23 protein-coding genes and 1 pseudogene are annotated in these 22,140 nt (G+C 72.7%); 19 read left to right on the top strand and 5 right to left on the bottom strand.

Going from position 1 to position 22,140, the window contains the following annotated elements:
• Positions 1 to 49 precede the first annotated feature (49 nt).
• Genes argC through ABT160_RS18540 form a run of 5 tightly spaced genes read left to right on the top strand, consistent with a single transcriptional unit; the run spans position 50 to position 4,877 of the window.
• On the top strand, positions 50 to 1,078 hold the full coding sequence (gene argC, locus ABT160_RS18520) for an N-acetyl-gamma-glutamyl-phosphate reductase (protein ID WP_351648704.1): 1,029 nt from the start codon (positions 50 to 52) through the stop codon (positions 1,076 to 1,078).
• Entirely contained in the window at positions 1,075 to 2,226 is a 1,152-nt protein-coding gene (argJ, locus tag ABT160_RS18525; protein WP_351648706.1) for a bifunctional glutamate N-acetyltransferase/amino-acid acetyltransferase ArgJ, read from the top strand. The genes argC and argJ overlap by 4 nt, the downstream gene beginning before the upstream one ends.
• Entirely contained in the window at positions 2,223 to 3,140 is a 918-nt protein-coding gene (gene argB, locus ABT160_RS18530) for an acetylglutamate kinase (protein WP_351648707.1), read from the top strand. Before argJ ends, argB begins: the two co-directional genes overlap by 4 nt.
• Positions 3,137 to 4,333: an acetylornithine transaminase gene (locus ABT160_RS18535; protein ID WP_351648708.1), complete on the top strand. Its 1,197-nt coding sequence runs from the start codon at positions 3,137 to 3,139 to the stop codon at positions 4,331 to 4,333. The genes argB and ABT160_RS18535 overlap by 4 nt, the downstream gene beginning before the upstream one ends.
• A gap of 7 nt (positions 4,334 to 4,340) precedes the next feature.
• Positions 4,341 to 4,877, top strand: a complete 537-nt coding sequence (locus ABT160_RS18540; RefSeq protein ID WP_351648710.1) for an arginine repressor — start codon at positions 4,341 to 4,343, stop codon at positions 4,875 to 4,877.
• Between the two features lie 67 nt (positions 4,878 to 4,944).
• Here ABT160_RS18540 and ABT160_RS18545 read toward each other — a convergent pair whose 3' ends face one another.
• Positions 4,945 to 5,655 carry a L,D-transpeptidase family protein gene (locus tag ABT160_RS18545; RefSeq protein ID WP_351648711.1) on the bottom strand — a complete coding sequence of 237 codons (711 nt, stop codon included), beginning with the start codon at positions 5,653 to 5,655 and terminating at the stop codon, positions 4,945 to 4,947.
• Positions 5,656 to 5,829: 174 nt separating this feature from the next.
• On the opposite strand from ABT160_RS18545, the gene ABT160_RS18550 reads away from it, so the two are divergent.
• Together ABT160_RS18550 and argH are read left to right on the top strand one after the other, a co-directional pair.
• Positions 5,830 to 7,023, top strand: coding sequence for an argininosuccinate synthase (locus ABT160_RS18550; RefSeq protein ID WP_351648712.1), 1,194 nt, complete (start codon positions 5,830 to 5,832; stop codon positions 7,021 to 7,023).
• 86 nt (positions 7,024 to 7,109) lie between these two features.
• On the top strand, positions 7,110 to 8,540 hold the full coding sequence (argH, locus tag ABT160_RS18555; protein ID WP_351648714.1) for an argininosuccinate lyase: 1,431 nt from the start codon (positions 7,110 to 7,112) through the stop codon (positions 8,538 to 8,540).
• A 66-nt stretch (positions 8,541 to 8,606) separates the two neighbouring features.
• On the opposite strand, the gene ABT160_RS18560 is transcribed toward argH, so the two are convergent.
• A complete protein-coding gene (locus ABT160_RS18560) occupies positions 8,607 to 9,107 on the bottom strand; it encodes an HAD domain-containing protein (RefSeq protein WP_351648737.1) in 501 nt (166 codons plus the stop codon).
• A gap of 85 nt (positions 9,108 to 9,192) precedes the next feature.
• Between ABT160_RS18560 and ABT160_RS18565 the strand changes: the two genes are divergently transcribed.
• Both ABT160_RS18565 and ABT160_RS18570 read left to right on the top strand, forming a co-directional pair.
• Entirely contained in the window at positions 9,193 to 9,741 is a 549-nt protein-coding gene (locus tag ABT160_RS18565) for a TetR/AcrR family transcriptional regulator (protein ID WP_351648715.1), read from the top strand.
• Positions 9,738 to 11,279, top strand: a complete 1,542-nt coding sequence (locus ABT160_RS18570; RefSeq protein ID WP_351648716.1) for an MFS transporter — start codon at positions 9,738 to 9,740, stop codon at positions 11,277 to 11,279. The genes ABT160_RS18565 and ABT160_RS18570 overlap by 4 nt, the downstream gene beginning before the upstream one ends.
• A gap of 80 nt (positions 11,280 to 11,359) precedes the next feature.
• On the opposite strand, the gene ABT160_RS18575 is transcribed toward ABT160_RS18570, so the two are convergent.
• A complete protein-coding gene (locus ABT160_RS18575; RefSeq protein ID WP_351648739.1) occupies positions 11,360 to 11,989 on the bottom strand; it encodes a lysophospholipid acyltransferase family protein in 630 nt (209 codons plus the stop codon).
• 365 nt (positions 11,990 to 12,354) lie between these two features.
• Between ABT160_RS18575 and ABT160_RS18580 the strand changes: the two genes are divergently transcribed.
• From ABT160_RS18580 to ABT160_RS18590, 3 genes are all read left to right on the top strand, one after another.
• A complete protein-coding gene (locus tag ABT160_RS18580; RefSeq protein ID WP_351648718.1) occupies positions 12,355 to 13,521 on the top strand; it encodes a glycerophosphodiester phosphodiesterase in 1,167 nt (388 codons plus the stop codon).
• A 76-nt stretch (positions 13,522 to 13,597) separates the two neighbouring features.
• Entirely contained in the window at positions 13,598 to 14,128 is a 531-nt protein-coding gene (locus ABT160_RS18585) for a sigma-70 family RNA polymerase sigma factor (RefSeq protein ID WP_351648719.1), read from the top strand.
• 37 nt (positions 14,129 to 14,165) lie between these two features.
• Positions 14,166 to 14,642 (top strand): GNAT family N-acetyltransferase, encoded by a 477-nt coding sequence (locus tag ABT160_RS18590; RefSeq protein ID WP_351648720.1) that lies wholly within the window; start codon positions 14,166 to 14,168, stop codon positions 14,640 to 14,642.
• 10 nt (positions 14,643 to 14,652) lie between these two features.
• Here the strand turns inward: ABT160_RS18590 and ABT160_RS18595 are convergent, their stop codons facing one another.
• Entirely contained in the window at positions 14,653 to 15,078 is a 426-nt protein-coding gene (locus tag ABT160_RS18595) for a hypothetical protein (protein WP_351648722.1), read from the bottom strand.
• A gap of 1 nt (position 15,079) precedes the next feature.
• Positions 15,080 to 15,439 carry a hypothetical protein gene (locus tag ABT160_RS18600; RefSeq protein WP_351648723.1) on the bottom strand — a complete coding sequence of 120 codons (360 nt, stop codon included), beginning with the start codon at positions 15,437 to 15,439 and terminating at the stop codon, positions 15,080 to 15,082.
• A 71-nt stretch (positions 15,440 to 15,510) separates the two neighbouring features.
• Here ABT160_RS18600 and ABT160_RS18605 point away from each other — a divergent pair, with 71 nt between their 5' ends.
• The 7 genes and pseudogenes from ABT160_RS18605 to ABT160_RS18635 all read left to right on the top strand — a co-directional run.
• Positions 15,511 to 16,158: an HAD family hydrolase gene (locus ABT160_RS18605; protein ID WP_351648724.1), complete on the top strand. Its 648-nt coding sequence runs from the start codon at positions 15,511 to 15,513 to the stop codon at positions 16,156 to 16,158.
• Positions 16,159 to 16,533: 375 nt separating this feature from the next.
• Positions 16,534 to 17,589, top strand: a complete 1,056-nt coding sequence (locus ABT160_RS18610) for a methionine ABC transporter ATP-binding protein (protein ID WP_351648726.1) — start codon at positions 16,534 to 16,536, stop codon at positions 17,587 to 17,589.
• The gene (locus tag ABT160_RS18615; RefSeq protein ID WP_351648727.1) at positions 17,586 to 18,254 is read left to right on the top strand and encodes a methionine ABC transporter permease; all 669 of its coding nucleotides are present in this window, start codon (positions 17,586 to 17,588) and stop codon (positions 18,252 to 18,254) included. The genes ABT160_RS18610 and ABT160_RS18615 overlap by 4 nt, the downstream gene beginning before the upstream one ends.
• A gap of 98 nt (positions 18,255 to 18,352) precedes the next feature.
• The gene (locus tag ABT160_RS18620; protein WP_351648728.1) at positions 18,353 to 19,213 is read left to right on the top strand and encodes a MetQ/NlpA family ABC transporter substrate-binding protein; all 861 of its coding nucleotides are present in this window, start codon (positions 18,353 to 18,355) and stop codon (positions 19,211 to 19,213) included.
• Positions 19,214 to 19,383: 170 nt separating this feature from the next.
• Positions 19,384 to 20,019, top strand: coding sequence for a GNAT family N-acetyltransferase (locus ABT160_RS18625; protein ID WP_351648730.1), 636 nt, complete (start codon positions 19,384 to 19,386; stop codon positions 20,017 to 20,019).
• A 134-nt stretch (positions 20,020 to 20,153) separates the two neighbouring features.
• Positions 20,154 to 21,359, top strand: coding sequence for a precorrin-6y C5,15-methyltransferase (decarboxylating) subunit CbiE (cbiE, locus tag ABT160_RS18630; protein ID WP_351648731.1), 1,206 nt, complete (start codon positions 20,154 to 20,156; stop codon positions 21,357 to 21,359).
• A 326-nt stretch (positions 21,360 to 21,685) separates the two neighbouring features.
• Positions 21,686 to 22,140: pseudogene (locus tag ABT160_RS18635) on the top strand (nicotinate-nucleotide--dimethylbenzimidazole phosphoribosyltransferase); the annotation flags it as partial.

Genomic DNA, 22,140 nt, shown 5'->3' on the forward strand with positions numbered 1-22,140 from the left:
ATAAAAGTGCAGCGCTGCGTATAGTCATGCCATCAAAGAGGAGGCTTCGATGGTGGTACGCGCAGCGGTGGCGGGGGCGAGCGGATACGCGGGCGGGGAACTGCTGCGGCTGCTCCTGGCGCACCCCGGGGTCGAGATCGGCGCCCTGACCGGCAACTCCAACGCCGGGCAGCCGCTCGGCGCGCTCCAGCCGCACCTGGCGCCGCTGGCCGACCGGGTCCTGGAGCCGACCACCGCCGAGGTCCTCGCCGGGCACGACGTGGTGTTCCTCGCCCTGCCGCACGGGCAGTCCGCCGCGGTCGCCGAGCAGCTCGGCCCGGACGTCCTCGTCGTCGACATGGGCGCCGACTTCCGGCTGGCGGACGCGGCGGACTGGGAGCGCTTCTACGGCTCCGCGCACGCCGGTACCTGGCCCTACGGGCTGCCCGAACTGCCGGGTGCCCGCGCCGCGCTGGAGGGGTCCAAGCGCGTCGCGGTGCCCGGTTGCTACCCGACCGCCGTGTCGCTGGCGCTCTTCCCCGCGTACGCCCACGGGCTCGTCGAGCCCGAGGCCGTCGTCGTCGCCGCGTCCGGCACCTCCGGCGCGGGCAAGGCGGCCAAGCCGCACCTGCTGGGCTCCGAGGTGATGGGCTCCATGAGCCCGTACGGCGTCGGCGGCGGCCACCGGCACACCCCCGAGATGATCCAGAACCTCGGCGCCGTCGCGGGCGAGCCGGTCACCGTCTCCTTCACACCGACCCTGGCCCCGATGCCCCGCGGCATCCTCGCCACCTGCTCGGCGAAGGCGAAGCCGGGCGTGGACGCGGCCGCGGTGCGCGCCGCGTACGAGAAGGCCTACGCCGACGAGCCGTTCGTCCGGCTGCTGCCCGAGGGCCAGTGGCCCGCCACCGCCTCGGTGTACGGCTCCAACGCCGTCCAGGTCCAGGTCGTCCTCGACCCGGCCGCCGGGCGCGTGATCGCGATCAGCGCCATCGACAACCTCACCAAGGGCACCGCGGGCGGCGCGGTGCAGAGCATGAACATCGCCCTCGGACTCCCCGAGAGCACGGGACTTTCTACGATCGGAGTGGCGCCGTGACGGTGACGGCAGCGAAGGGGTTCACGGCGGCGGGCATCGCGGCCGGGATCAAGGAGAGCGGCAACCCGGACCTGGCCCTCGTGGTCAACACCGGCCCGCGCCGCGCCGCCGCGGGCGTCTTCACCTCCAACCGCGTCAAGGCCGCCCCGGTCCTCTGGTCCCAGCAGGTCCTCAGGACCGGCGAGGTGACCGCGGTCGTCCTCAACTCGGGCGGCGCCAACGCCTGTACGGGCCCGCAGGGCTTCCAGGACACCCACGCCACCGCCGAGAAGGCGGCCGAGGTCCTGGGCATCGGCGCGGGCGAGGTCGCGGTCGCCTCCACCGGCCTGATCGGCGTGACGCTCCCCATGGACAAACTGCTGCCCGGCGTGGAGAGCGCCGCCGCCGCGCTGTCCGAGCACGGCGGCGAGAAGGCCGCCATCGCCATCAAGACCACCGACACCGTGCACAAGACGGCCGTCGCCTCCCGGGACGGCTGGACGGTCGGCGGGATGGCCAAGGGCGCGGGCATGCTCGCCCCCGGCCTGGCCACCATGCTCGTGGTCCTCACCACCGACGCCGACGTGCCGGCCGAGCGGCTCGACGCGGCCCTGCGCCACGCCACCCGGCTCACCTTCGACCGGGTCGACTCCGACGGCTGCATGTCCACCAACGACACCGTGCTGCTGCTGGCCTCCGGCGCGTCCGGTGCCGCCCCGGAGCAGGACGCGTTCGCCGACGCGGTGCGCGAGGTCTGCGAGGACCTGGCCCGCCAGCTGATCGGCGACGCCGAGGGCGCCAGCAAGGACATCCGCATCGAGGTGGTCAACGCCGCGACCGAGGACGACGCCGTCGAGGTGGGCCGCTCCATCGCCCGCAACAACCTCCTCAAGTGCGCCATCCACGGCGAGGACCCCAACTGGGGCCGGGTGCTCTCCGCCATCGGCACCACCTCCGCCGCCTTCGAGCCCGACAGCCTCAACGTCGCCATCAACGGCGTCTGGGTGTGCAAGAACGGCTCGGTCGGCGAGGACCGCGACCTGGTCGACATGCGCTTCCGCGAGGTCGTCATCACCGCCGACCTGGCCGTGGGCGGCGAGTCCGCCGTCATCTGGGCCAACGACCTGACCGCCGACTACGTCCACGAGAACAGCGCGTACTCCTCATGACCACGACACCCACCCGCCGGCACACCGCCCTGGCCAAGGCGCACACCCTCGTCGAGGCGCTGCCCTGGATCACCCGCCACCACGGCCGCACCGTCGTCATCAAGTTCGGCGGCAACGCCATGGTCGACGACGAGCTGAAGGCCGCCTTCGCCCAGGACGTCGTCTTCCTGCGGCACGCCGGGCTGCACCCCGTCGTCGTGCACGGCGGCGGCCCGCAGATCAACGCCGCGCTCGACCGGCACGGCCTGGTCAGCGAGTTCCGCGCGGGCCTGCGGGTCACCACGCCCGAGGCCATGGACGTCGTACGGATGGTGCTGGCCGGCCAGGTCCAGCGCGAGCTGGTCGGCCTGCTCAACCAGCACGGCCCGCTCGCCGTCGGGCTCACCGGCGAGGACGCCCACCTGATGACCGCGACCAAGCACCGCCCGCGCATCGAGGGCGAGCTCGTCGACATCGGCCGGGTCGGCGAGATCACCGGCATCGACACCGGCGTCATCCAGGCCCTGCTCGCCGACGGCCGCATCCCGGTCGTCTCCTCGATCGCCCGCTCCCAGGACGACGGACATGTCTACAACGTCAATGCTGATACGGCGGCTGCGGCACTCGCTGCGGCGCTGGGTGCCGAAACGCTGATGGTCCTCACGGACGTCGAGGGCCTCTACGAGGACTGGCCCCGCAGTGAGGAGGTCATCAGCCGCCTCACCGCCACCGAGCTGGAGAAGCTGCTGCCCGACCTCTCCAGCGGCATGGTCCCCAAGATGCGGGGCTGCCTGCACGCCGTGCGCAACGGCGTCAGCACCGCCCGCGTGATCGACGGGCGGGTCCAGCACTCGATCCTGCTGGAGATCTTCACCGACGAGGGCATCGGCACGATGGTCGTGCCCGACGACGCACGAGGGGGGACGGGCTCATGAGCGACAACGCCGCACTGACCCGGCGCTGGCAGGACGCCCTGATGGACAACTACGGCACGCCCCGGCTGCCGCTGGTGCGCGGCGAGGGCGCCCGGGTGTGGGACGCCGACGGCACCGAGTACCTCGACTTCGTCGGCGGCATCGCGGTCAACGCGCTCGGCCACGCCCACCCGGCCGTCGTCGAGGCCGTGTCGCGGCAGATCGGCGCGCTCGGCCACGTCTCCAACCTGTTCGTCGCCGAGCCGCCCGTGGCGCTCGCCGAGCGGCTGCTGCTGCTCGCCGGCCGCCAGGGCCGGGTGTTCTTCTGCAACTCCGGCGCCGAGGCCAACGAGGCCGCGTTCAAGATCGGCCGGCTGACCGGGCGCACCCACATGGTCGCGACCCGGGGCGGCTTCCACGGCCGCACCATGGGGGCCCTGGCGCTCACCGGGCAGCCCGGCAAGCAGGAGCCGTTCCTGCCGCTGCCCGGCGACGTCACCCACGTGCCGTACGGGGACGCGGAGGCGCTGCGCGCCGCGGTCACCGAGGACACCGCCCTGGTGGTCATCGAGCCGGTGCAGGGCGAGAACGGCGTCGTGGTGCCCCCGGCCGGCTATCTGCGGGCCGCCCGCGAGATCACCCGGGCCACCGGGACGCTGCTGGTCCTTGACGAGGTGCAGACCGGCATCGGGCGCACCGGCCACTGGTTCGCGTACCAGGCGGACGAGGGGATCGACCCCGACGTGGTCACCCTCGCCAAGGGCATCGGCGGCGGCCTCCCGCTGGGCGCCACGCTCGCCTTCGGGCCGGCGGCCGAGCTGCTGCGGCCCGGCCACCACGGCACCACCTTCGGCGGCAACCCGGTCGCCTGCGCCGCCGGGCTCGCCGTCCTCGACACGCTCGGGGCCGACGGGGCGCTGGACGAGGTGAAGCGGCTCGGCGAGCGGCTCAGGAACGGGGTCGAGGCGCTGGGACACCCGCTGGTCTCCCACGTCCGTGGCGAGGGCCTGCTGCTGGGTATCGTGCTCACCGAGCCCCTCGCGCCCCAGGTGCAGCAGGCGGCTCAGGACGCCGGTCTCCTGGTGAACGCGCCCGCCCCCGATGTCGTACGGCTCATGCCGCCCCTGATCATCGGGGACCATGAGGTGGACGCCTTCCTCGAGGCGCTGCCCGGTGTCCTGCAAGGACACGGGGAAGGACGATCCGGAGAATGAGACGACGATGACCGAGGCGCAGGACACCGAGCACGGCGGGCCGTCCGTGCCGCAGACGCGTACGGCACGCCACCGCCGGATCGTGGACATCCTGAACCGGCAGCCGGTGCGCTCGCAGAGCCAGCTGGCCAAGCTCCTCGCGGACGACGGGCTGAGCGTCACCCAGGCGACGCTCTCCCGCGACCTCGACGAGCTCGGCGCGGTGAAGATCCGCAACACCGGCGGCGAGCTGATCTACGCGGTGCCCAGCGAGGGCGGCTTCCGCACCCCGCAGGCACCGCTGGGGGAGTCGGCCAAGGAGGAGCGCATGCGGCGCCTCTCCGGGGAGCTGCTGATCTCCGCCGAGGCCTCGGCCAACCTGGTGGTCCTGCGCACCCCGCCGGGTGCCGCGCAGTTCCTCGCCTCGGCCATCGACCAGGCCGAGCTGCACGCGATCCTGGGCACCATCGCGGGCGACGACACGCTGCTGCTGATCTCCCGCTCCCCGGACGGCGGCCAGGCCCTGGCCGACCACCTGCTCCGGCTCGCGCAGAACGACCGCTAGGTCCCACCAGGTCCCACGCGTACGCACACGGCCGTCCCTCCTTCCCGGAGGGGCGGCCGTACGCGTGTCAGTAGCGGGTGATCGCCGTCGCGCCGCCCGTCGTGCCGATCGCGAGGTGCGCCAGGTGGGCCGGGTCCACCCAGGCCAGGATCCTGGCCATCGCGGCGGCGGGCACCGACACGCAGCCGGCCGTCGCGCCGCTGCCGTTGACGTGCAGGAAGATCCCGGCGCCCCGGCCGCGTACCGGCTTGCCGTAGTTGAAGCCGATCACCAGTGCCTGCGCGTACTGCGTCGGGTAGGCCGCGAGCCGCTCGGACTCGCCGGCCCGGCAGTCCTTCGGCAGCCCCTCGACCCAGCGGTTGTACGAGCGCGAGGGGTTGTCCTGGCACCACCAGGAGCGGGGCGTGACCTTGCGGTACGGGTAGCGGGCGCCGGCCGGGGCGGCCTTGGTGCCGAAGGCGAACGGCAGCGCGTACAGCCCGGTCGGCGTGGTGGAGGTGTTCTGCTTCCTGCTCTCCCCGGCCACCAGGCCCTTCGCCCCGAACCGGGCGGGGGAGGAGCCGATCTGGACCCAGCGCCCCGCGCGCTTCTCCCACCAGCGCACGGTGCCGGTGGTGGCGGCCGTGGTCGCCGCCTCGGCGGTGATCAGCTGGGTGCCGCCGCCGGTGTTCGCCATCCGCTCCGGCAGCGGCCGGGTGTCGGCGGTCGCGGTGGCGGGTGCTGCCGTCAGGGCGAGGGAGAGGGCGAGGGCGAGGAGGCTCCCGCGTACGAGTCGCATGCTCGGGACCGTAGACCCCCGGGGCCCGTGCCGCCCGGGAAATGCGCCGAACGGCCGCCGGTGCGGGGCCGGGTCTCCGGCGGGGCGCCCTGCATGAATATGGGGCCGATTGACAATCCATGCAGAGGTCTGCATAGTTATACCCATCACCGAATGCACCGTAAGGAGAAACCAGTGACCGAGCGCGTCGTACTCGCCTACTCGGGCGGTCTGGACACCTCCGTCGCCATCGGCTGGATCGCCGAGGAGACGGGCGCCGAGGTCATCGCCGTTGCCGTGGACGTCGGCCAGGGTGGCGAGGACCTGGACGTCATCCGCAAGCGCGCGCTCGCCTGCGGTGCCGTCGAGGCCGAGGTCGCGGACGCCAAGGACGAGTTCGCCGAGGAGTACTGCCTCCCGGCGATCAAGGCCAACGCCCTCTACATGGACCGCTACCCGCTGGTCTCCGCCCTCTCCCGGCCCGCCATCGTCAAGCACCTGGTGGCCGCCGCCAAGAAGCACGACGCCTCCATCGTCGCCCACGGCTGCACCGGCAAGGGCAACGACCAGGTGCGCTTCGAGGCCGGCATCCAGGCCCTCGGCCCGGACCTGAAGTGCATCGCCCCGGTCCGCGACTACGCGATGACCCGGGACAAGGCCATCGCGTTCGCCGAGAAGGCCGAGCTGCCGATCGCCACCTCCAAGAAGTCCCCGTACTCCATCGACCAGAACGTCTTCGGCCGGGCCATCGAGACCGGCTTCCTGGAGGACATCTGGAACGCGCCGATCGAGGACATCTACGAGTACACCCAGAACCCGGCGCTCGCCCGCGAGGCCGACGAGGTCGTCATCTCCTTCAAGGAGGGCGTCCCGGTCGCCATCGACGGCAAGCCCGTCACCGTCCTGCAGGCCATCCAGCAGCTCAACGAGCGCGCCGGGGCCCAGGGCGTCGGCCGGATCGACATGGTCGAGGACCGCCTGGTCGGCATCAAGTCCCGCGAGGTGTACGAGGCCCCGGGCGCCATCGCCCTGATCACCGCCCACCAGGAGCTGGAGAACGTCACCGTCGAGCGCGAACTGGCCCGCTACAAGCGGCAGGTCGAGCAGCGCTGGGGCGAGATGGTCTACGACGGCCTGTGGTTCTCCCCGCTCAAGCGCGCCCTGGACGGCTTCATCAACGAGGCCAACCAGCACGTCACCGGCGACATCCGGATGACCCTGCACGGCGGTCGCGCCGTCGTCACCGGCCGCCGCTCCGAGCAGGCGCTGTACGACTTCAACCTCGCCACCTACGACACCGGCGACACCTTCGACCAGTCGAAGGCACAGGGCTTCATCGACATCTTCGCGCTCTCCGCGAAGATCGCCGCCAAGCGTGACCTGGCCTGATCCCGACTCGTTCGACAGCCGCCTCCCCGTACCTCCGCGGCGGGGAGGCGGTGGCACATCCGGAGACTTCCCAAGGAGCCAGGCAAGTGAGCAGCAACAACGGTGACGTCCGCCTCTGGGGCGGCAGGTTCGCCGACGGGCCCGCCGAGGCCCTGGCGAAGCTGTCGGCGTCGGTGCACTTCGACTGGCGCCTGGCGCCGTACGACATCGCCGGGTCCCGCGCCCACGCCCGTGTGCTGCACACCGCGGGCCTGCTCACCGCGGATGAGCTGACCCGGATGCTGGCCGGGCTCGACCAGCTGGAGGCGGACGTCGCGGACGGCTCCTTCACCGGCACCATCGCCGACGAGGACGTCCACACCGCCCTGGAGCGCGGTCTCCTGGAGCGGCTCGGCGCCGACCTCGGCGGCAAGCTGCGGGCCGGCCGCTCGCGCAACGACCAGGTCGCCACCCTGTTCCGGATGTACCTGCGCGACCACGCCCGGATCATCGGCGGCCTGATCGCCGAGCTCCAGGACGCGCTGGTGGGCCTGGCCCAGGCGCACCCGGACGTCGCGATGCCGGGCCGCACCCACCTCCAGCACGCCCAGCCGGTGCTCTTCGCCCACCACGTGCTCGCCCATGTGCAGTCGCTGTCCAGGGACGCCGAGCGGCTGCGCCAGTGGGACACCCGCACGGCCGTCTCGCCGTACGGCTCCGGAGCGCTCGCCGGGTCCTCGCTGGGCCTCGACCCGGTGGCGGTCGCCCGGGACCTGGGCTTCGAGCGGGGCAGCGCGGGCAACTCCATCGACGGCACCGCCTCGCGGGACTTCGTCGCCGAGTTCGCCTTCATCACCGCGATGATCGGCGTCAACCTCTCCCGGATCGCCGAGGAGGTCATCCTCTGGAACACGAAGGAGTTCTCCTTCGTGACCCTGCACGACGCCTTCTCGACCGGCTCGTCGATCATGCCGCAGAAGAAGAACCCGGACATCGCCGAGCTGGCCCGGGGCAAGTCCGGCCGCCTGATCGGCAACCTGACGGGCCTGATGGCGACGCTCAAGGCCCTCCCGCTCGCGTACAACCGCGACCTGCAGGAGGACAAGGAGCCGGTCTTCGACTCCTGCGACCAGCTGGAGGTGCTGCTGCCGGCCTTCACCGGGATGATGGCCACCCTCACGGTCCACCGCGAGCGCATGGAGGAGCTGGCCCCGGCGGGCTTCTCGCTGGCCACCGACATCGCCGAGTGGCTGGTCAAGCAGGGCGTGCCGTTCCGGGTGGCGCACGAGGTCGCGGGCGAGTGCGTGAAGGTCGCCGAGGCGGAGGGCAAGGAGCTGGACGGGCTGACCGACGAGCAGTTCGCCAAGATCTCCGAGCACCTCACCCCGGAGGTGCGCACGGTGCTCAACGTCCCGGGCGCGCTGGCCTCCCGCGACGGCCGGGGCGGCACCGCCCCCTCGGCGGTCGCGGTCCAGCTCACCGAGCTGAAGGCGGACCTGGTGATCCAGCACGCCTGGGCCCGGGCCAAGCAGAAGTAGTTCCCGCACGTGGGGGCCCGGCGGACACCGTCCACCGGGCCCCCACGCGTGTCCGCGCCCGCCCGCTCAGTCCACCCACTCGGCCAGCCGGTCGAAGTCGACCCGGGTGAGCCCGATGCGCGGGTCGATCGTCATCATCAGCGCGTCCGCGGGGTGGTGGCGCTCGACCCACTCGTGGTCGTACGGGGTGAGGTCGTCGTCGACCCAGGCGAACGGCCGGTCCCCCGCGTACTCCAGGACGTACTGCGTCTTCCAGAAGGTGCCCGCCGGGGCCCGCCCGTGCATCACGGGCCAGTCGACGTACGGCAGTTCGGGCAGGCCCAGGTGCGGGCCTATCCACTCGTTGGCCTCCTCCTTCCAGGTGGTGGCCCACACCAGCTCGTAGCGGTCGGTCAGGGCGAGCAGCTCGGCGCCGTGGGCGGGGTTGAGCCAGACCCGCAGCGGCTTGGCGCCGGTCCAGCCGGTGGGGGACATCCGGTGGGTGGTGTAGCCCTCGGGTCTGCGTTCCTTCTGGGCGGCGTACGGGTTCAGCGGCCCGTCGACGTCGATCAGCAGCAGCGGCTTCATGGGCTCCATGATCACTTCTCCTTCACGGTGAGGCGTGGAAATATCGAATGAGACATTGATGTCTCATCTGGGGTATGGTCGTCTCATGACAGTCGACCGCGAACAGGTTCTGCACACCGCCGCAGCCCTCCTCACCCGCAAGGCGACCGCCACCATGGACGAGGTGGCGCGGGCCGCCGGGATCGGGCGGGCCACGCTGCACAGGCACTTCGCCGGGCGCGACGCGCTCATCCGGGCCCTGGAGGAACTGGGGCTGCGCACCTTCGAGGAGGCCGTCGACGCGGCCCGCCTCGACGAGGACGGCGCCGAGGACGCGCTGCGCCGGCTGGTCGCCGGGGTCGAGCCCGCGGCGGGCCTGCTGGCCTTCCTGGTGACCGAGAACCAGCTGTTCGAGGGCGAGGGGCAGAACGAGGGCTGGGCCAGGCTCGACGCCCGGGTCTCCGCCCTGTTCCGGCGCGGTCAGGAGAGCGGCGAGTTCCGCATCGACCTCACGCCGTCCTGGCTCACCGACGCCCTGTACGGGCTCGTGAGCTCGGCGTCCTGGTGCGTGCAGGACGGGCGGATGGCCGCCAAGGACTTCCAGTACATGATCGTCGAGCTGCTGCTCGGCGGAGCCCGGAGGAGGGCGGAGTGACCAGCACCGGATCCCTGACGAAGAACGAGGACGCCGTCAAGAGCCCCGGCCGCTGGCTGGCGCTCGCCGTGCTGGCGCTCGCCGTCCTGCTCGTCGCCGTCGACGCCACCGTACTCGGCCTCGCCACCCCCTTCCTCAGCGAGGACCTCAAGCCGTCCGGCACCCAGCTGCTGTGGATCGGCGACGTCTACTCCTTCGTGATCGCCGGCCTGCTGGTCTCCATGGGTAGCCTCGGCGACCGCATCGGCCGCAAGAAGCTGCTGCTCACCGGCGCCGTCGCGTTCGGCGCGGTCTCCCTGCTCAACGCGTACGCCACCACGCCGGAGATGATGATCGCCGCGCGCGCCCTGCTCGGCGTCGCCGGCGCGACCCTGATGCCCTCCACCCTGGCGCTGATCCGCAACCTCTTCCACGACCCGCGCGAGCGCAGCCTCGCCATCGGCGTCTGGGGCGCCATGGCCTCGGCGGGCGCGGCGGTCGGCCCCGTGGTCGGCGGCTTCCTGCTGGAGCACTTCTGGTGGGGCTCGGTCTTCCTGATCAACCTGCCCGTGATGGCGGTCCTGGTGCTCGTCGGCGTCAAGCTGATCCCCGAGTCCAAGAACCCCGCCCCGGGCCCCTGGGACCTGGCCAGCGTCGCGCTCTCGCTGATCGGCATGATCGCCGTGGTGTACGCGGTCAAGGAGGCCGCCGCCAAGGGCTTCGGCGCCGACGTGGCGCTCTCCGCGGTGGTCGGCGTGGCCGCGCTCACCTGGTTCGTACGCCGTCAGCTCAGGCTCCCCGCGCCGCTGCTCGACATGCGGCTGTTCCGCAACCGCGGCTTCTCCGCGGCCGTCCTCGCCGACCTGCTGACCATCCTCGGCCTGGCCGGACTGGTCTTCTTCCTGTCCCAGTACTTCCAACTGGTCCAGGGCAGGCAGCCGTTCGAGGCCGGACTCGCCGAACTCCCCGCCGCCATCGGCGCGGTGACGGCCGGTCTGGTGGCCGGCACCGCCGCCCGCCGGTTCTCGGTGCGCGCCGTCGTCTCCGCCGGACTCGCCGCCATCGGGCTGGCCCTGGCCGCCCTGACCACCATCGGCCAGAGCACCGGCTACCCGCTGCTCGGCGCCGCGCTCCTGGTGGTCGGCGTCGGTGCGGGCTTCGCCTTCACCGTGACCGCCGACGTGATCCTGTCCAGCGTGCCCAAGGAGCAGGCGGGCGCCGCGTCCGCGGTGTCCGAGACGGCGTACGAACTGGGCGCGGCCCTCGGCATCGCGCTCCTCGGCTCCATCGTGACCGGCGTCTACCAGGGCTTCAACGCCCCCGACGGCATCCCGGCGGCCGCCTCGGCGGCGGCGCACGACTCGCTGGGCGGCGCCGTCGAGGCCGCCGCCACGCTCCCGGCGGCCCAGGCCGGACCGCTGCTCTCGGCGGCCCAGCAGTCCTTCGTGGACGGGCTGAACGTCGCGGCGGGCGCGGGCGCGGTGGTGCTGCTCGCCACCGCGGTGGCGGCCTGGTTCCTGCTCAAGGGCCAGAAGCTGGCCGACGGCGTCGCGCACTGATCCCGCCACGGGCGTGCGAACGGGCCGGGCCCGCACAGCAACCGCTGTGCGGGCCCGGCCCGTTCACGTCCGACGCCGCGTCAGGCGGCCTTGGCCTTCGTGGCGTACATGTCCACGTACTCCTGGCCGGAGAGCCGCATCACCTCGGCCATCACCGAGTCCGTCACCGCCCGCAGCACGTAGCGGTCGCGGTCCATGCCGTCGTAGCGGGAGAACTCCATCGGCTCGCCGAAGCGCACGGTCACCCGGCCGGGCCGCGGCAGGCCGTTGCCGCCCGGCTGGAGCTTGTCCGTGCCGATCATCGCGAAGGGCACCACCGGGGCGCCGGTCATCAGCGTCAGCCGGGCGATGCCGGTACGGCCCCGGTACAGCCGCCCGTCGGGGGAGCGGGTGCCCTCCGGGTAGATGCCGAAGACCTTGCCCTCCTCCAGGATCCGGCGGCCCGTCATCAGCGCCGCCACACCGCCGTTGGCGCCGTCGCGGTCCACCGGGATCATGCCGACGCCGGTGAAGAACCAGGCCATCAGCCGGCCCTTGAAGCCCTTGCCCGTGACGTACTCGTCCTTGCCGATGAAGCAGACCTGGCGGTCGCAGACGATCGGCAGCACGATCGAGTCGATGAAGGTGAGGTGGTTGCCGGCCAGGATCACCGGTCCCGTCCCGGGAATGTTCTCGGCGCCTTCCACGCGGGGGCGGAACATCAGGCGCATGATCGGGCCGAGCACTGCCTTGATGAGCGCGAAGCGGGACAACGGGTCCTCCGGTGTCGTGGGCGGTCGTCGCGGGACAACGGCCGACGGGGTCCATGCGGTTTTCGATGCGGTTCTTCCTGCGGTTCTACGCAGGTGAGGACGATACTCGCGGCCCGGTGCTGATCGCACATCGGGTTCACGGAGTGGATACGCAGTGTTGACGTGCGTTAGCGCCGTGTTCCTCCGGGGTCTGCCCCGCCGAAGGCGTACGCCCCTAGCATCGGCTCGCTTTCGTCCACAGGTACGGCACACACAGGTACGGCACACCACCACCGGGTGGACCACCACCCGGCGGCCCGCCACGACCCCGGTAGGGAGACTCCATGACTCAGGGTGCGCGCTCAGGCCCCGGAAGGCGAATCGTGCTCGGCGCCACGGTGCTCGGCACGGCGGCCCTCGGCACCGGCACCGCCGCGGCGGCCCCGGCCCCGGCGGCCCGCTCGGAACGGCGCCACGGGGGCCACGGCGGCTACCGCGACCTGCCGGTCCCGACCGTCATCGCCCACCGGGGCACCAGCGGCTACCGCCCCGAGCACACCCTCGGCTCCTACCAGCTGGCCCTGGACATGGGCGCCGACGTCATCGAGCAGGACCTCGTCCCCACCAAGGACGGGCACCTGGTCTGCCGGCACGAGAACGACATCACCGGCACCACCGACGTCGCCGACCACGCCGAGTTCAGCGGGCGCAGGACGACCAAGACCGTCGACGGCGTCGCGATCACCGGCTGGTTCACCGAGGACTTCACGCTCGCCGAGCTGAAGCGGCTGCGGGCCAAGGAGCGCATCCCCTCGGTGCGCCAGCGCAACACCCTGTACGACGGGCGCTGGGCCGTGCCCACCTTCGAGGAGGTGCTGCGCTGGGCCGAGAAGGAGGGCCGCCGCCGCGGCCGCCCGGTCTGGCTGCACGTCGAGACCAAGCACCCCAGCTACTTCCGCGGGCTCGGCCTGGCCCTGGAGGAGCCGCTGGCCAAGCTGCTGCGCCGGTACGGCAGGCACCGCGCCGACTCCCCGGTCTTCCTGCAGTCCTTCGAGCCGGGCAGCATCCAGCGGCTCGCCCGGCTGGTCTCCTCGCCGCGCGTGGTGCTGCTGGGCGCGGCCGGCACCCGCCCCTGGGACTTCGTCGAGTCCGGCGACCCGCGCACGGTCGCGGACCTGATCAGGCCCGAGGGCCTGAAGTGGATCGCGTCCTACGCCCAGGGCATCGGGCCCACCCTGGACCTGGTCATCCCCAGGGACGCGGCCGGGCGGCTGACCGAGCCGACCACCCTGGTGCGGGACGCGCACGCCAGGGGCCTGGTCCTGCACCCGTACACGATGCGCAACGAGAACGCCTTCCTGCCCGCCGAGTTCCGCAGGGGCACCGACCCCAACGCCTACGGCGACGCCTTCGGCGCGTTCGCGGCCTACTTCGCCACCGGCATCGACGGCATCTTCTCCGACAACACCGACACGGCCCTGCTCGCCCGGGCCGACCACGTCAACCGCTGAGCCCGGCCGTCCCCCGGCCGGGTGAGCTCCCCGCCCGGCCGAAACCGGGGCGGCCGCCCGCCGCGTCCGCCCCGGTATGACACACCGGAACCCGCGCGTCCCCGCCCGCGTCGTCGCCGACCTCGGCCCGCTGCTCTCCGCCGAGGCGGGGGCCGAGGCGCCCGCCGGGGTCGACGCCCGCGACCTCGAACAGGCCGTCTGGGTGCGGCTGTTGGAGCAGGTGGCCGAGCGGGGCGCGCCCGAGCGGCCGGCCGACTGGCTGCGCCGGGCGGTCCGCGAGGAGGCCGTCCTCGCCCGCCGGGCCGCGGTGCGCGGGCTGCCGTACCGCGAGGGGCCCGCGGAGTCCGGTGCCACCCCCGAGAGCGCCGCCCTGCGCGCCGAGCGCCGCCGCGTCCTGCGGGACGCCGTGGCGCGCACGCCGGGGAACTGTCCCCGGCTGCTGACTGCGATGTTGTCGTCCGAGGACCTCACCTACCGGGAAATCGCAGGGGAGTTGGGTATCTCACAGGGCAGTCTGGGACCGATGCGTTCCCGTTGCCTGGGATGTCTGCGCAGAATGCTGGCGACAGAGGTTGCGGCTCCTGAACGACGGGGAAAGGAGCGGTAGACAACCGGCGGAACAGGTGAGCGGGAGGCATGCGCGCATGGGCATGAGCGTGACCATCTCAGCGGCTACGGCGCAGGACGCCGAGCGGATTCTGAAGCTGCAGTACCTGTGCTACCAGCGCGAGGCGGAGATCTACGGCGACTGGTCCATCGAGCCCCTCACCCAGTCCCTCGACGACCTGCGGGCCGAACTGGCCCGCGGCCACGCCCTGGTGGCCCGTCTCGGCGACGAGGTCGTCGCCTCCGTGCGCGGCGAGGCCGGCGGGGACGGCACCGCGAAGATCGGCAAGCTGATCGTGCACCCGCGCCTGCAGCGGCACGGCCTGGGCGGCCGGCTGCTGGACGCGATCGAGGCGCACTTCGCGGGGGAGCCGGCGGCCAAGCGCTTCCAGCTCTTCACCGGCCACCGCAGCGAGGGCAACCTGCGCCTGTACCGCAAGAAGGGGTACGAGGCGGTGGCCACCCGGCAGGTCGGGCCGAAGCTCACCCTGGTGACCCTGGAGAAGGCCGCCTGAGACCGCCCGGTCAGGCCCGCTCGCGCCGGGCGCCGCGCAGCCACAGGATGCCGGTCACCGGGAGCAGCACCGGGATGAACACGTACCCCATGCCGTACTCGGACCAGACCGTGGCGTCCGGGAAGGCGGACGGGTCGAGCAGCGTCCAGGTGCCCACCGTCAGCACGCCCACCAGCTCGGCGGCGCAGCACACCAGCGCCGCCCTGCGGGCCCTCTCGCCGCCGCGCACCAGCGTGTAGGTGATGAAGCAGTAGACGAGCGCCGCGATGCCCGACAGCGCGTAGGCCAGCGGCGCCTCGTCGAACTTGGTGAGCATCTCGTAGGCGGTGCGCGAGACCGCGCCCACCGACATCACCCCGTACAGCCACACCACCAGCAGGCCCGGGCCCTTCACGAGCCGGGTGCGTCCCGCCCGGTCCTGGCGCGTCGCCGTCATCTCAGCCTCCCCAGATGTCGAAGAGCCGCACCTCGAGCACGGCGAGGACCACACCGCCCGCGGCGACCGTCGCGGAGCCCCAGCGGCTGCGCTCGGCCAGCGAGAGGAACGCCGCCGCCGGCACCGTGCACAGCGAGCCGATCAGGTACGCCACGAAGATCGCGGCGCCCTGCTCCGGCTTCTCGCCGCGCGCCAGCTGCACCACCCCGACGACCAGCTGGGCCAGGGCCAGCACGGTCACCACGGCCATGCCGATGAAGTGCCAGTCCTTGGTGGGCTGGTCCCGCAGGGCGGCGTAGCCGCACCAGGCGGCGAGGGCGAGGGCGGCCGCGGTGACCACGGCCGTCAGGGCGTCGAGCATGGGCCGAAGCGTATTACGGGCCAAAAGGCCCGGTGCGCGCGCCCCCGGGGGCGAACGTAGGCTCGGATGTCATGAAGATCCGAGCCGAAGCCCTGCTGTTCGACAACGACGGAACCCTGCTCTCCTCGATGGAGTCCGTCTACCGCTGCTGGACCCGCTGGGCCGGCGAGTACGGGATCCAGGCCGAGGACTTCGCCCGGGTCGAGCTGCACGGCCGCCCCGCCGTCGAGATCATCGCCGACCTGCTGCCCGCCGAGCGGGTGCCCGGGGCCCTGCGGCGCATCGAGCAGCTGGAGGTCGAGGACGTGGCGGGCGGCGTGACCGTACTGCCCGGCACCCTGGCGCTGCTGGCCTCGCTGCCGCGCGAGCGCTGGGCCGTGGTCACCTCGGCGACCCGGCCGCTGGCCGAGGCCCGGCTGCGCGAGGCGGGCATCGACGCCCCGCTGCTGATCGCCGCCGACGACATCACGCGCGGCAAGCCCGACCCCGAGCCCTACCTGCTCGCCGCCGGGAAGCTGGGCGTCGACCCGGCCCGCTGCGTGGTCTTCGAGGACGCCCCGGCGGGCCTGGCCTCGGGCCGGGCCGCCGGGATGCGGACCGTGGCCTTGGCCACAACGCACGAGCGCGCGGAGCTGTCCGCGGACGTCGTGGTGGCCGACCTCTCCGAGGTGTCCGCGCAGGTGACGGACGGGGGAGTGGAGCTGACCGCGGCGGAGTGACCGGCTCCGGATCCGTCCGCATGGTGTGTCGGCGCTGTCCGCTATGCGGACAGCGCCGGTCGGATCGTATGCATCTCTGCTTTACTTGCCGCATGACCACGACGAGCAGCCGCACCCTTGCGACCGAGGCGATCACGACGCCCGGTGCTCGTTGTACGTGTCGAATGTGCGCCTTCTGAGGGCCCCTGCCTGAGCCTCGCGCCCCGAAGCGAGACCGACAGCCGCGCCGCCCCGTCCCGGACCGACGGACCTGGCCCGCCCGCGCACGCGCCGCCCTCCGGCCGCCGTGCCGCGCCCTGTCGCCCCAGACCAGTCCACCGACTTGCCCCGTGCCCGGCACACCCCCGCCGCGCACTCGACAGTGACGGAAACCCTGTGATCACCACCAAGGGCCTGACCAAGGTCTACGAGACGCGAGGCCGCCAGGTCACCGCTCTGGACGGCGTCGACCTGCACGTCCGCGAGGGCGAGGTCTTCGGCGTCATCGGCCAGAGCGGCGCCGGCAAGTCCTCCCTCATCCGCTGCGTCAACCTCCTGGAGCGCCCCACCTCCGGCACCGTGACCGTCGACGGCGTCGACCTCACCGCGCTGGCCGGCCGGGGCCGCCGGGCCGGCAAGGACCTGCGCCGCGCCCGCAGCAGCATCGGCATGGTCTTCCAGCACTTCAACCTGCTGTCCTCGCGCACCGTCAAGGACAACATCGAGCTCCCGCTGGAGATCCTCGGCACCTCCGGCGCCGAGCGCTCCCGCCGCGCCCTGGAACTCCTCGACCTGGTCGGCCTCGCCGACAAGGCCAAGGCCTACCCCGGCCAGCTCTCCGGCGGCCAGAAGCAGCGCGTCGGCATCGCCCGCGCCCTGGCCGGCAACCCCAAGGTGCTGCTCTCCGACGAGGCCACCAGCGCCCTCGACCCGGAGACCACCCGCTCGATCCTGCAGCTGCTGCGCGACCTCAACCAGCAGCTCGGCCTGACCGTCCTGCTCATCACGCACGAGATGGACGTCGTCAAGACCGTCTGCGACTCCGCCGCGCTGATGCGCCGGGGCCGCGTCGTCGAGACCGGCACGGTGGACCAGCTGCTCGCCACCCCCGGCTCCGAGCTGGCCGCCGAGCTCTTCCCGGTCACCGGGCAGGCCTCCGGCGCCGACCGCACGGTCGTCGACGTCACCTTCCACGGCGAGGCCGCCACCCAGCCGGTGATCTCGCAGCTCTCCCGTACGTACAACATCGACATCTCGATCCTGGGCGCCGCGATGGACACCGTCGCGGGCCGCCAGATCGGCCGGATGCGCATCGAGCTGCCCGGCCGCTACGAGGAGAACGTCGTCCCGGTCGGCTTCCTACGCGAGCAGGGCCTCCAGGTCGAGGTCGTCGACGAGCCCCACGCCCCCGGCGACTCCGCCGCGACCCTGCTGAAGGAGGTCGCGAAGTGACCTGGGAAGAAATGCAGCCCCTGCTCCAGCAGGGCACCGTCGACACCCTCTACATGGTGCTGTGGTCGACCGTGGTCACCCTCGTCGGCGGCCTGCCGCTCGGCGTGCTCCTGGTCCTCACCGACAAGGGCGGGCTGCTCCAGAACCGCCCGCTGAACAAGGTCATCGGCGCCGTCGTCAACGTCGGCCGCTCGATGCCGTTCATCATCCTGCTGGTCGCCCTGATCCCCTTCACGACCTTCGTGGTGGGCACCTTCATCGGCCCCACCGCGATGATCGTGCCGCTCTCCATCGGCGCCATCCCGTTCTTCGCCCGGCTGGTCGAGACCGCCGTGCGCGAGGTCGACCACGGGCTCGTCGAGGCCGTGGAGTCCATGGGCGGCGGCGTGCCGACCATCGTCGGCAAGGTCCTGCTGCCGCAGGCCCTGCCGTCCCTGATCGCCGCCCTCACCACCACCGTCATCACGCTGATCGGCTACTCGGCGCTGGCCGGCGCGGTCGGCGGCGAGGGCCTGGGCTCCAAGGTCATCACCTACGGCTACCAGCGCTTCGAGACCAACTTCATGCTCATCACCGTGGTCCTGCTGATCGTCATCGTCACGGTCGTGCAGCTCCTCGGCGACACGGCCGTGCGCCTGCTCGCCCGGCGCGGGCGGACCGCCTGACCTGCGGCCCCGCCCCACCCGGACCGCCCCGGCGGTCCACCCCTGGCCCGCACTCCTTGTCCGGGCGTCACCCGCACCACCAGGAAGAGGCACTTTTCGTGCGCAAGAACACCCAGCTCACCGTCTTCGCCGCCACCACCGCCGCCCTCGCGCTGGCGCTGACCGCCTGCGGCACCGCCTCCGACCCGGGCGCCAAGAGCGACTCCGGGAAGGCCGACGCCTCCAAGCCGCTCGTCGTCGCCGCGTCCCCGACGCCGCACGCCGACATCCTGAACTTCGTGAAGAAGAACCTGGCGGAGAAGGCCGGCCTCAAGCTGGAGGTCAAGGAGTTCACCGACTACGTCCTGCCCAACACCGCCACCGAGCAGGGCCAGGTCGACGCCAACTACTTCCAGCACAAGCCGTACCTGGACGACTTCAACAAGAAGAACAAGACCCACATCGTCCCGGTCGTCAACGTGCACCTGGAGCCGCTCGGCCTCTACTCCAAGAAGGTCGAGTCGGTCAAGGACATCAAGGCCGGCCAGACCGTCGCCGTCCCCAACGACACCACCAACGAGGGCCGCGCGCTCAAGCTGCTCGCCGACAACGGCCTGATCACCCTCAAGGCCGGGGTCGGCTCGGACGCCAAGCTGTCCGACATCACCGACAAGAAGGGCCTGGAGTTCAAGGAGCTGGAGGCCGCCACCGTGCCCCGCGCCCTGGACAGCGTCGACGCCGCCGTCATCAACGGCAACTACGCGATCGAGGCGGACCTCAACCCGGCCGAGGACTCCCTCGCCGTCGAGAAGGCCGAGGGCAACCCGTACGCCAACTTCCTCGCCGTCAAGCAGGGCAACGAGAACGACCCGCGGGTGCAGAAGCTCGCCAAGCTCCTCAACTCGCCCGAGGTGAAGAAGTACATCGAGGACACCTACAAGAACGGTGCCGTCATCCCCGCGTTCGGTCCCGCCAAGTAACACCCCGGTGTGACCGCCGACCCGAAGGCCCCGCACGTCACCGACGGCGTACGGGGCCTTCGGGCTGCCCGTGGAGCCCCCGTCCCACCCCCACCCGGCCATGCGCGCGCACCGTCCGATGCTGCATGCTGTGCCTTCGGCATCGGACGGTCTTCGGCTTGGAGCTGCGCATGACTACCACCTTCCCGGACGTCTCCATCAGCACGGAGCGGCTGGTGCTGCGCGCGCTGGAACCGGAGGACGCCCCGGCGCTCGCCGAGATGATGAACGACGAGATGGTCGCGGCCTGGACCGCCGTGCCGCAGCCCTTCTCCGAGGACGCGGCGCGCACCTGGATCAACGAGTACGCCCCCGCCGAGCGCACCGCCGGACGCGGACTCGACCTGGCCGTCACCGAGTTCCTCACCCAGCGCCTGGTCGGCGTCGTCCAGCTGGCCAAGACCAACTGGCGGGTGCGCTCCACCGAACTCTCGTACATCGTCGCCCCCTGGGCGCGCGGCGAGGGCTACGCCTCCGAGGCCGCCCTGGCCACCGCGCAGTGGCTCTTCCGCGACCGGGAGTTCGAGCGCATCGAACTGCGCACCGCCGCCGACAACACCGCCTCCCAGCAGGTCGCCCAGAAGATCGGCTGCATCAGCGAGGGCGTACTGCGCAACGCCTGCATAGCGCGTACGCGCACCGAGGACGGCGGCTGGGCCGACCTGCGCACCGACTACATCGTGTGGAGCCTGCTCCCCGAGGACCTGGAGGGCGTCGCCGACCAGTTCGCCGAGGCCGGCTACTCCTCGTTCGCCGACTGGAGCTGACCCCGGCCGCCCGGCCGGGCCCGGCCCCCTTCGGACGGCGGACGCGTCCGCCGCCGGACCCGGGTACCCTCGCACTGCCCCCACGCGTACCGGAAACCCCGGGAACCCCGGACAACCACAGGAGACACACGGAGATGGCCGACCGGGTCACGGTGATCGGCTGGGACGGTTCGCCCCTCACCGAGGCCGCGCGGTCCGCACTCGGTGCCGCCACGCTCGTCGCCGGCGCCGCGCACCACCTCGCGCTCCCCGAAGTGCCCCCGGACGCCGAACGGGTGCGCCTGGGCAGCGTCGACCTGGCCGCGCGCCGCGTCGCCCAGCACCGCGGCACCGCCGTGGTCCTCGCCGACGGCGACCCCGGCTTCTTCGGCGTCGTACGCGCCCTGCGCGCCCCCGAGCACGGCCTGGAGGTCGAGGTCGTCCCCGCGGTCTCCGCCGTCGCCGCCGCCTTCGCCCGCGCCGGGATGCCCTGGGACGACGCCCAGGTCGTCGTCGCCCACCGCCGCACCCTGCGTCGGGCCGTCAACGTCTGCCGCGCCCACCCCAAGGTCGCCGTCCTCACCTCGCCCGGCGCCGGGCCCGCCGAGCTCGCCCTGCTCCTCGAAGGGGTCCACCGCACCTTCGTCATCTGCGAGGAGCTCGGCACCGACCGCGAACAGGTCACCGTCCTCACCTCCGACAAGGCCGCCGACCACGCCTGGCGCGACCCCAACGTCGTCATCGTCATCGGCGGCGCCCCGGCCGCCCCCGCCGGCGCCTGGCTGATGGGCCGCGACCCCGGCCCGGCCCGCGGCTGGGCCCTGCCCGCCGCCACCTACGGCGACGGCCTCGGCCCCGGCGAGTCCGCCGGACTGCGCTCCGCCCAGCTGGCCCGCCTCGGCCCGCGCCCCGGCGACCTCGTCTGGGACATCGGCAGCGGCTCCGGCGCGCTCGCCGTGGAGGCCGCGCGCTTCGGCGCCGCCGTCATCGCGGTGGACGAGGACCCGGCCGCCTGCGCCCGCGCCGAGGCCGCCGCGCGCCGCTTCGGCGTCCAGCTCCAGAGCGTCGCCGGACGCGCCCCGCACGTCCTGGAGCGGTTGCCCGAGCCCGACGTCGTACGGATCGGCGGCGGCGGCCCCGCCGTGGTCTCCGCCTGCGCCGACCGCCGCCCCGAGCGGATCGTCGCGCACGCCACCACCCGCGACGCGGCCGAGGCGATCGGCGCCGCGCTCGCCGACGGCGGCTACGAGGTCGAGTGCGCGCTCCTGCAGAACGTCGAGCTCGACCCGAGCGCCTGGTCGGAACGCGAACGCTCCGTCGTGTTCCTGCTGGCCGGGCGGTGGCGGGAGTCCGCCCCCTGACCCTGCCACCGCTCGATGGCAGGTAGGCTGGCCGATCGTTGTACCGCGGCCCGGTGTTCGGCGGTTCGTTCGCCAATGCGCCCGGGAAGCAGCCGCCTTGACCGGCGGACGTGGTACGGCGAGACCGGGGGACGCGCGACGTGGCGCAGTCCACAGCGAACCGTGGCGGGATCCCGCTGCCACGGTGGCGGAGGACCGCGACAATGCTTGGTGCACGCGGCCGTTCGTGCCGCGCGGCGCGCCCGCTCGTTCTTGTCCCTGACGGGACGGGAGCACGGGAGCGGGCGAAGGTCTGAAGGAGCACAACCGATGGGCGAGGGGTACGCATGACTGACACCGGCCAGGTCCCGGGCGAGGGACTGCCGGAGAACGCAGGCATGGTGGAGCAGCCGGGCGTCCCCGCCCCGGGCGCCTACACCTACCTGGACCCTTCGGCCGGCGAAGAGGACGACCTGCTGCTCATGCCCGGTGCCCAGGGCGCCTGGAGCGAGCACCCGCCGGGCTTCGTGCCCGCGGCGCCGGTGAGCATCCCGGGACCCCCGGTCTTCGACGGCTCCGGGCAGTACGCGGCCCCCGAGCCGGTCCCCGGGTACGCCCCGGCCCACGGCGAGCAGGGCCCCGAGGGCACGCCGCCCGCCCCCGAGTTCGCCCCGCCCGCCTTCGCCGTGCCCGCGCCGGCCCCCGAGGCGCCCTTCACCGCGCCCGAGCCCGCGGCGCGCGCCACCGGCCTGTCCGCGGTCGACCAGGCCGTGGCCGGCGCCGCCCCCGGGCCGCAGGCCCC

The organism is Streptomyces sp. NPDC001941, from assembly GCF_040296945.1.
Lineage (GTDB): Bacteria > Actinomycetota > Actinomycetes > Streptomycetales > Streptomycetaceae > Streptomyces.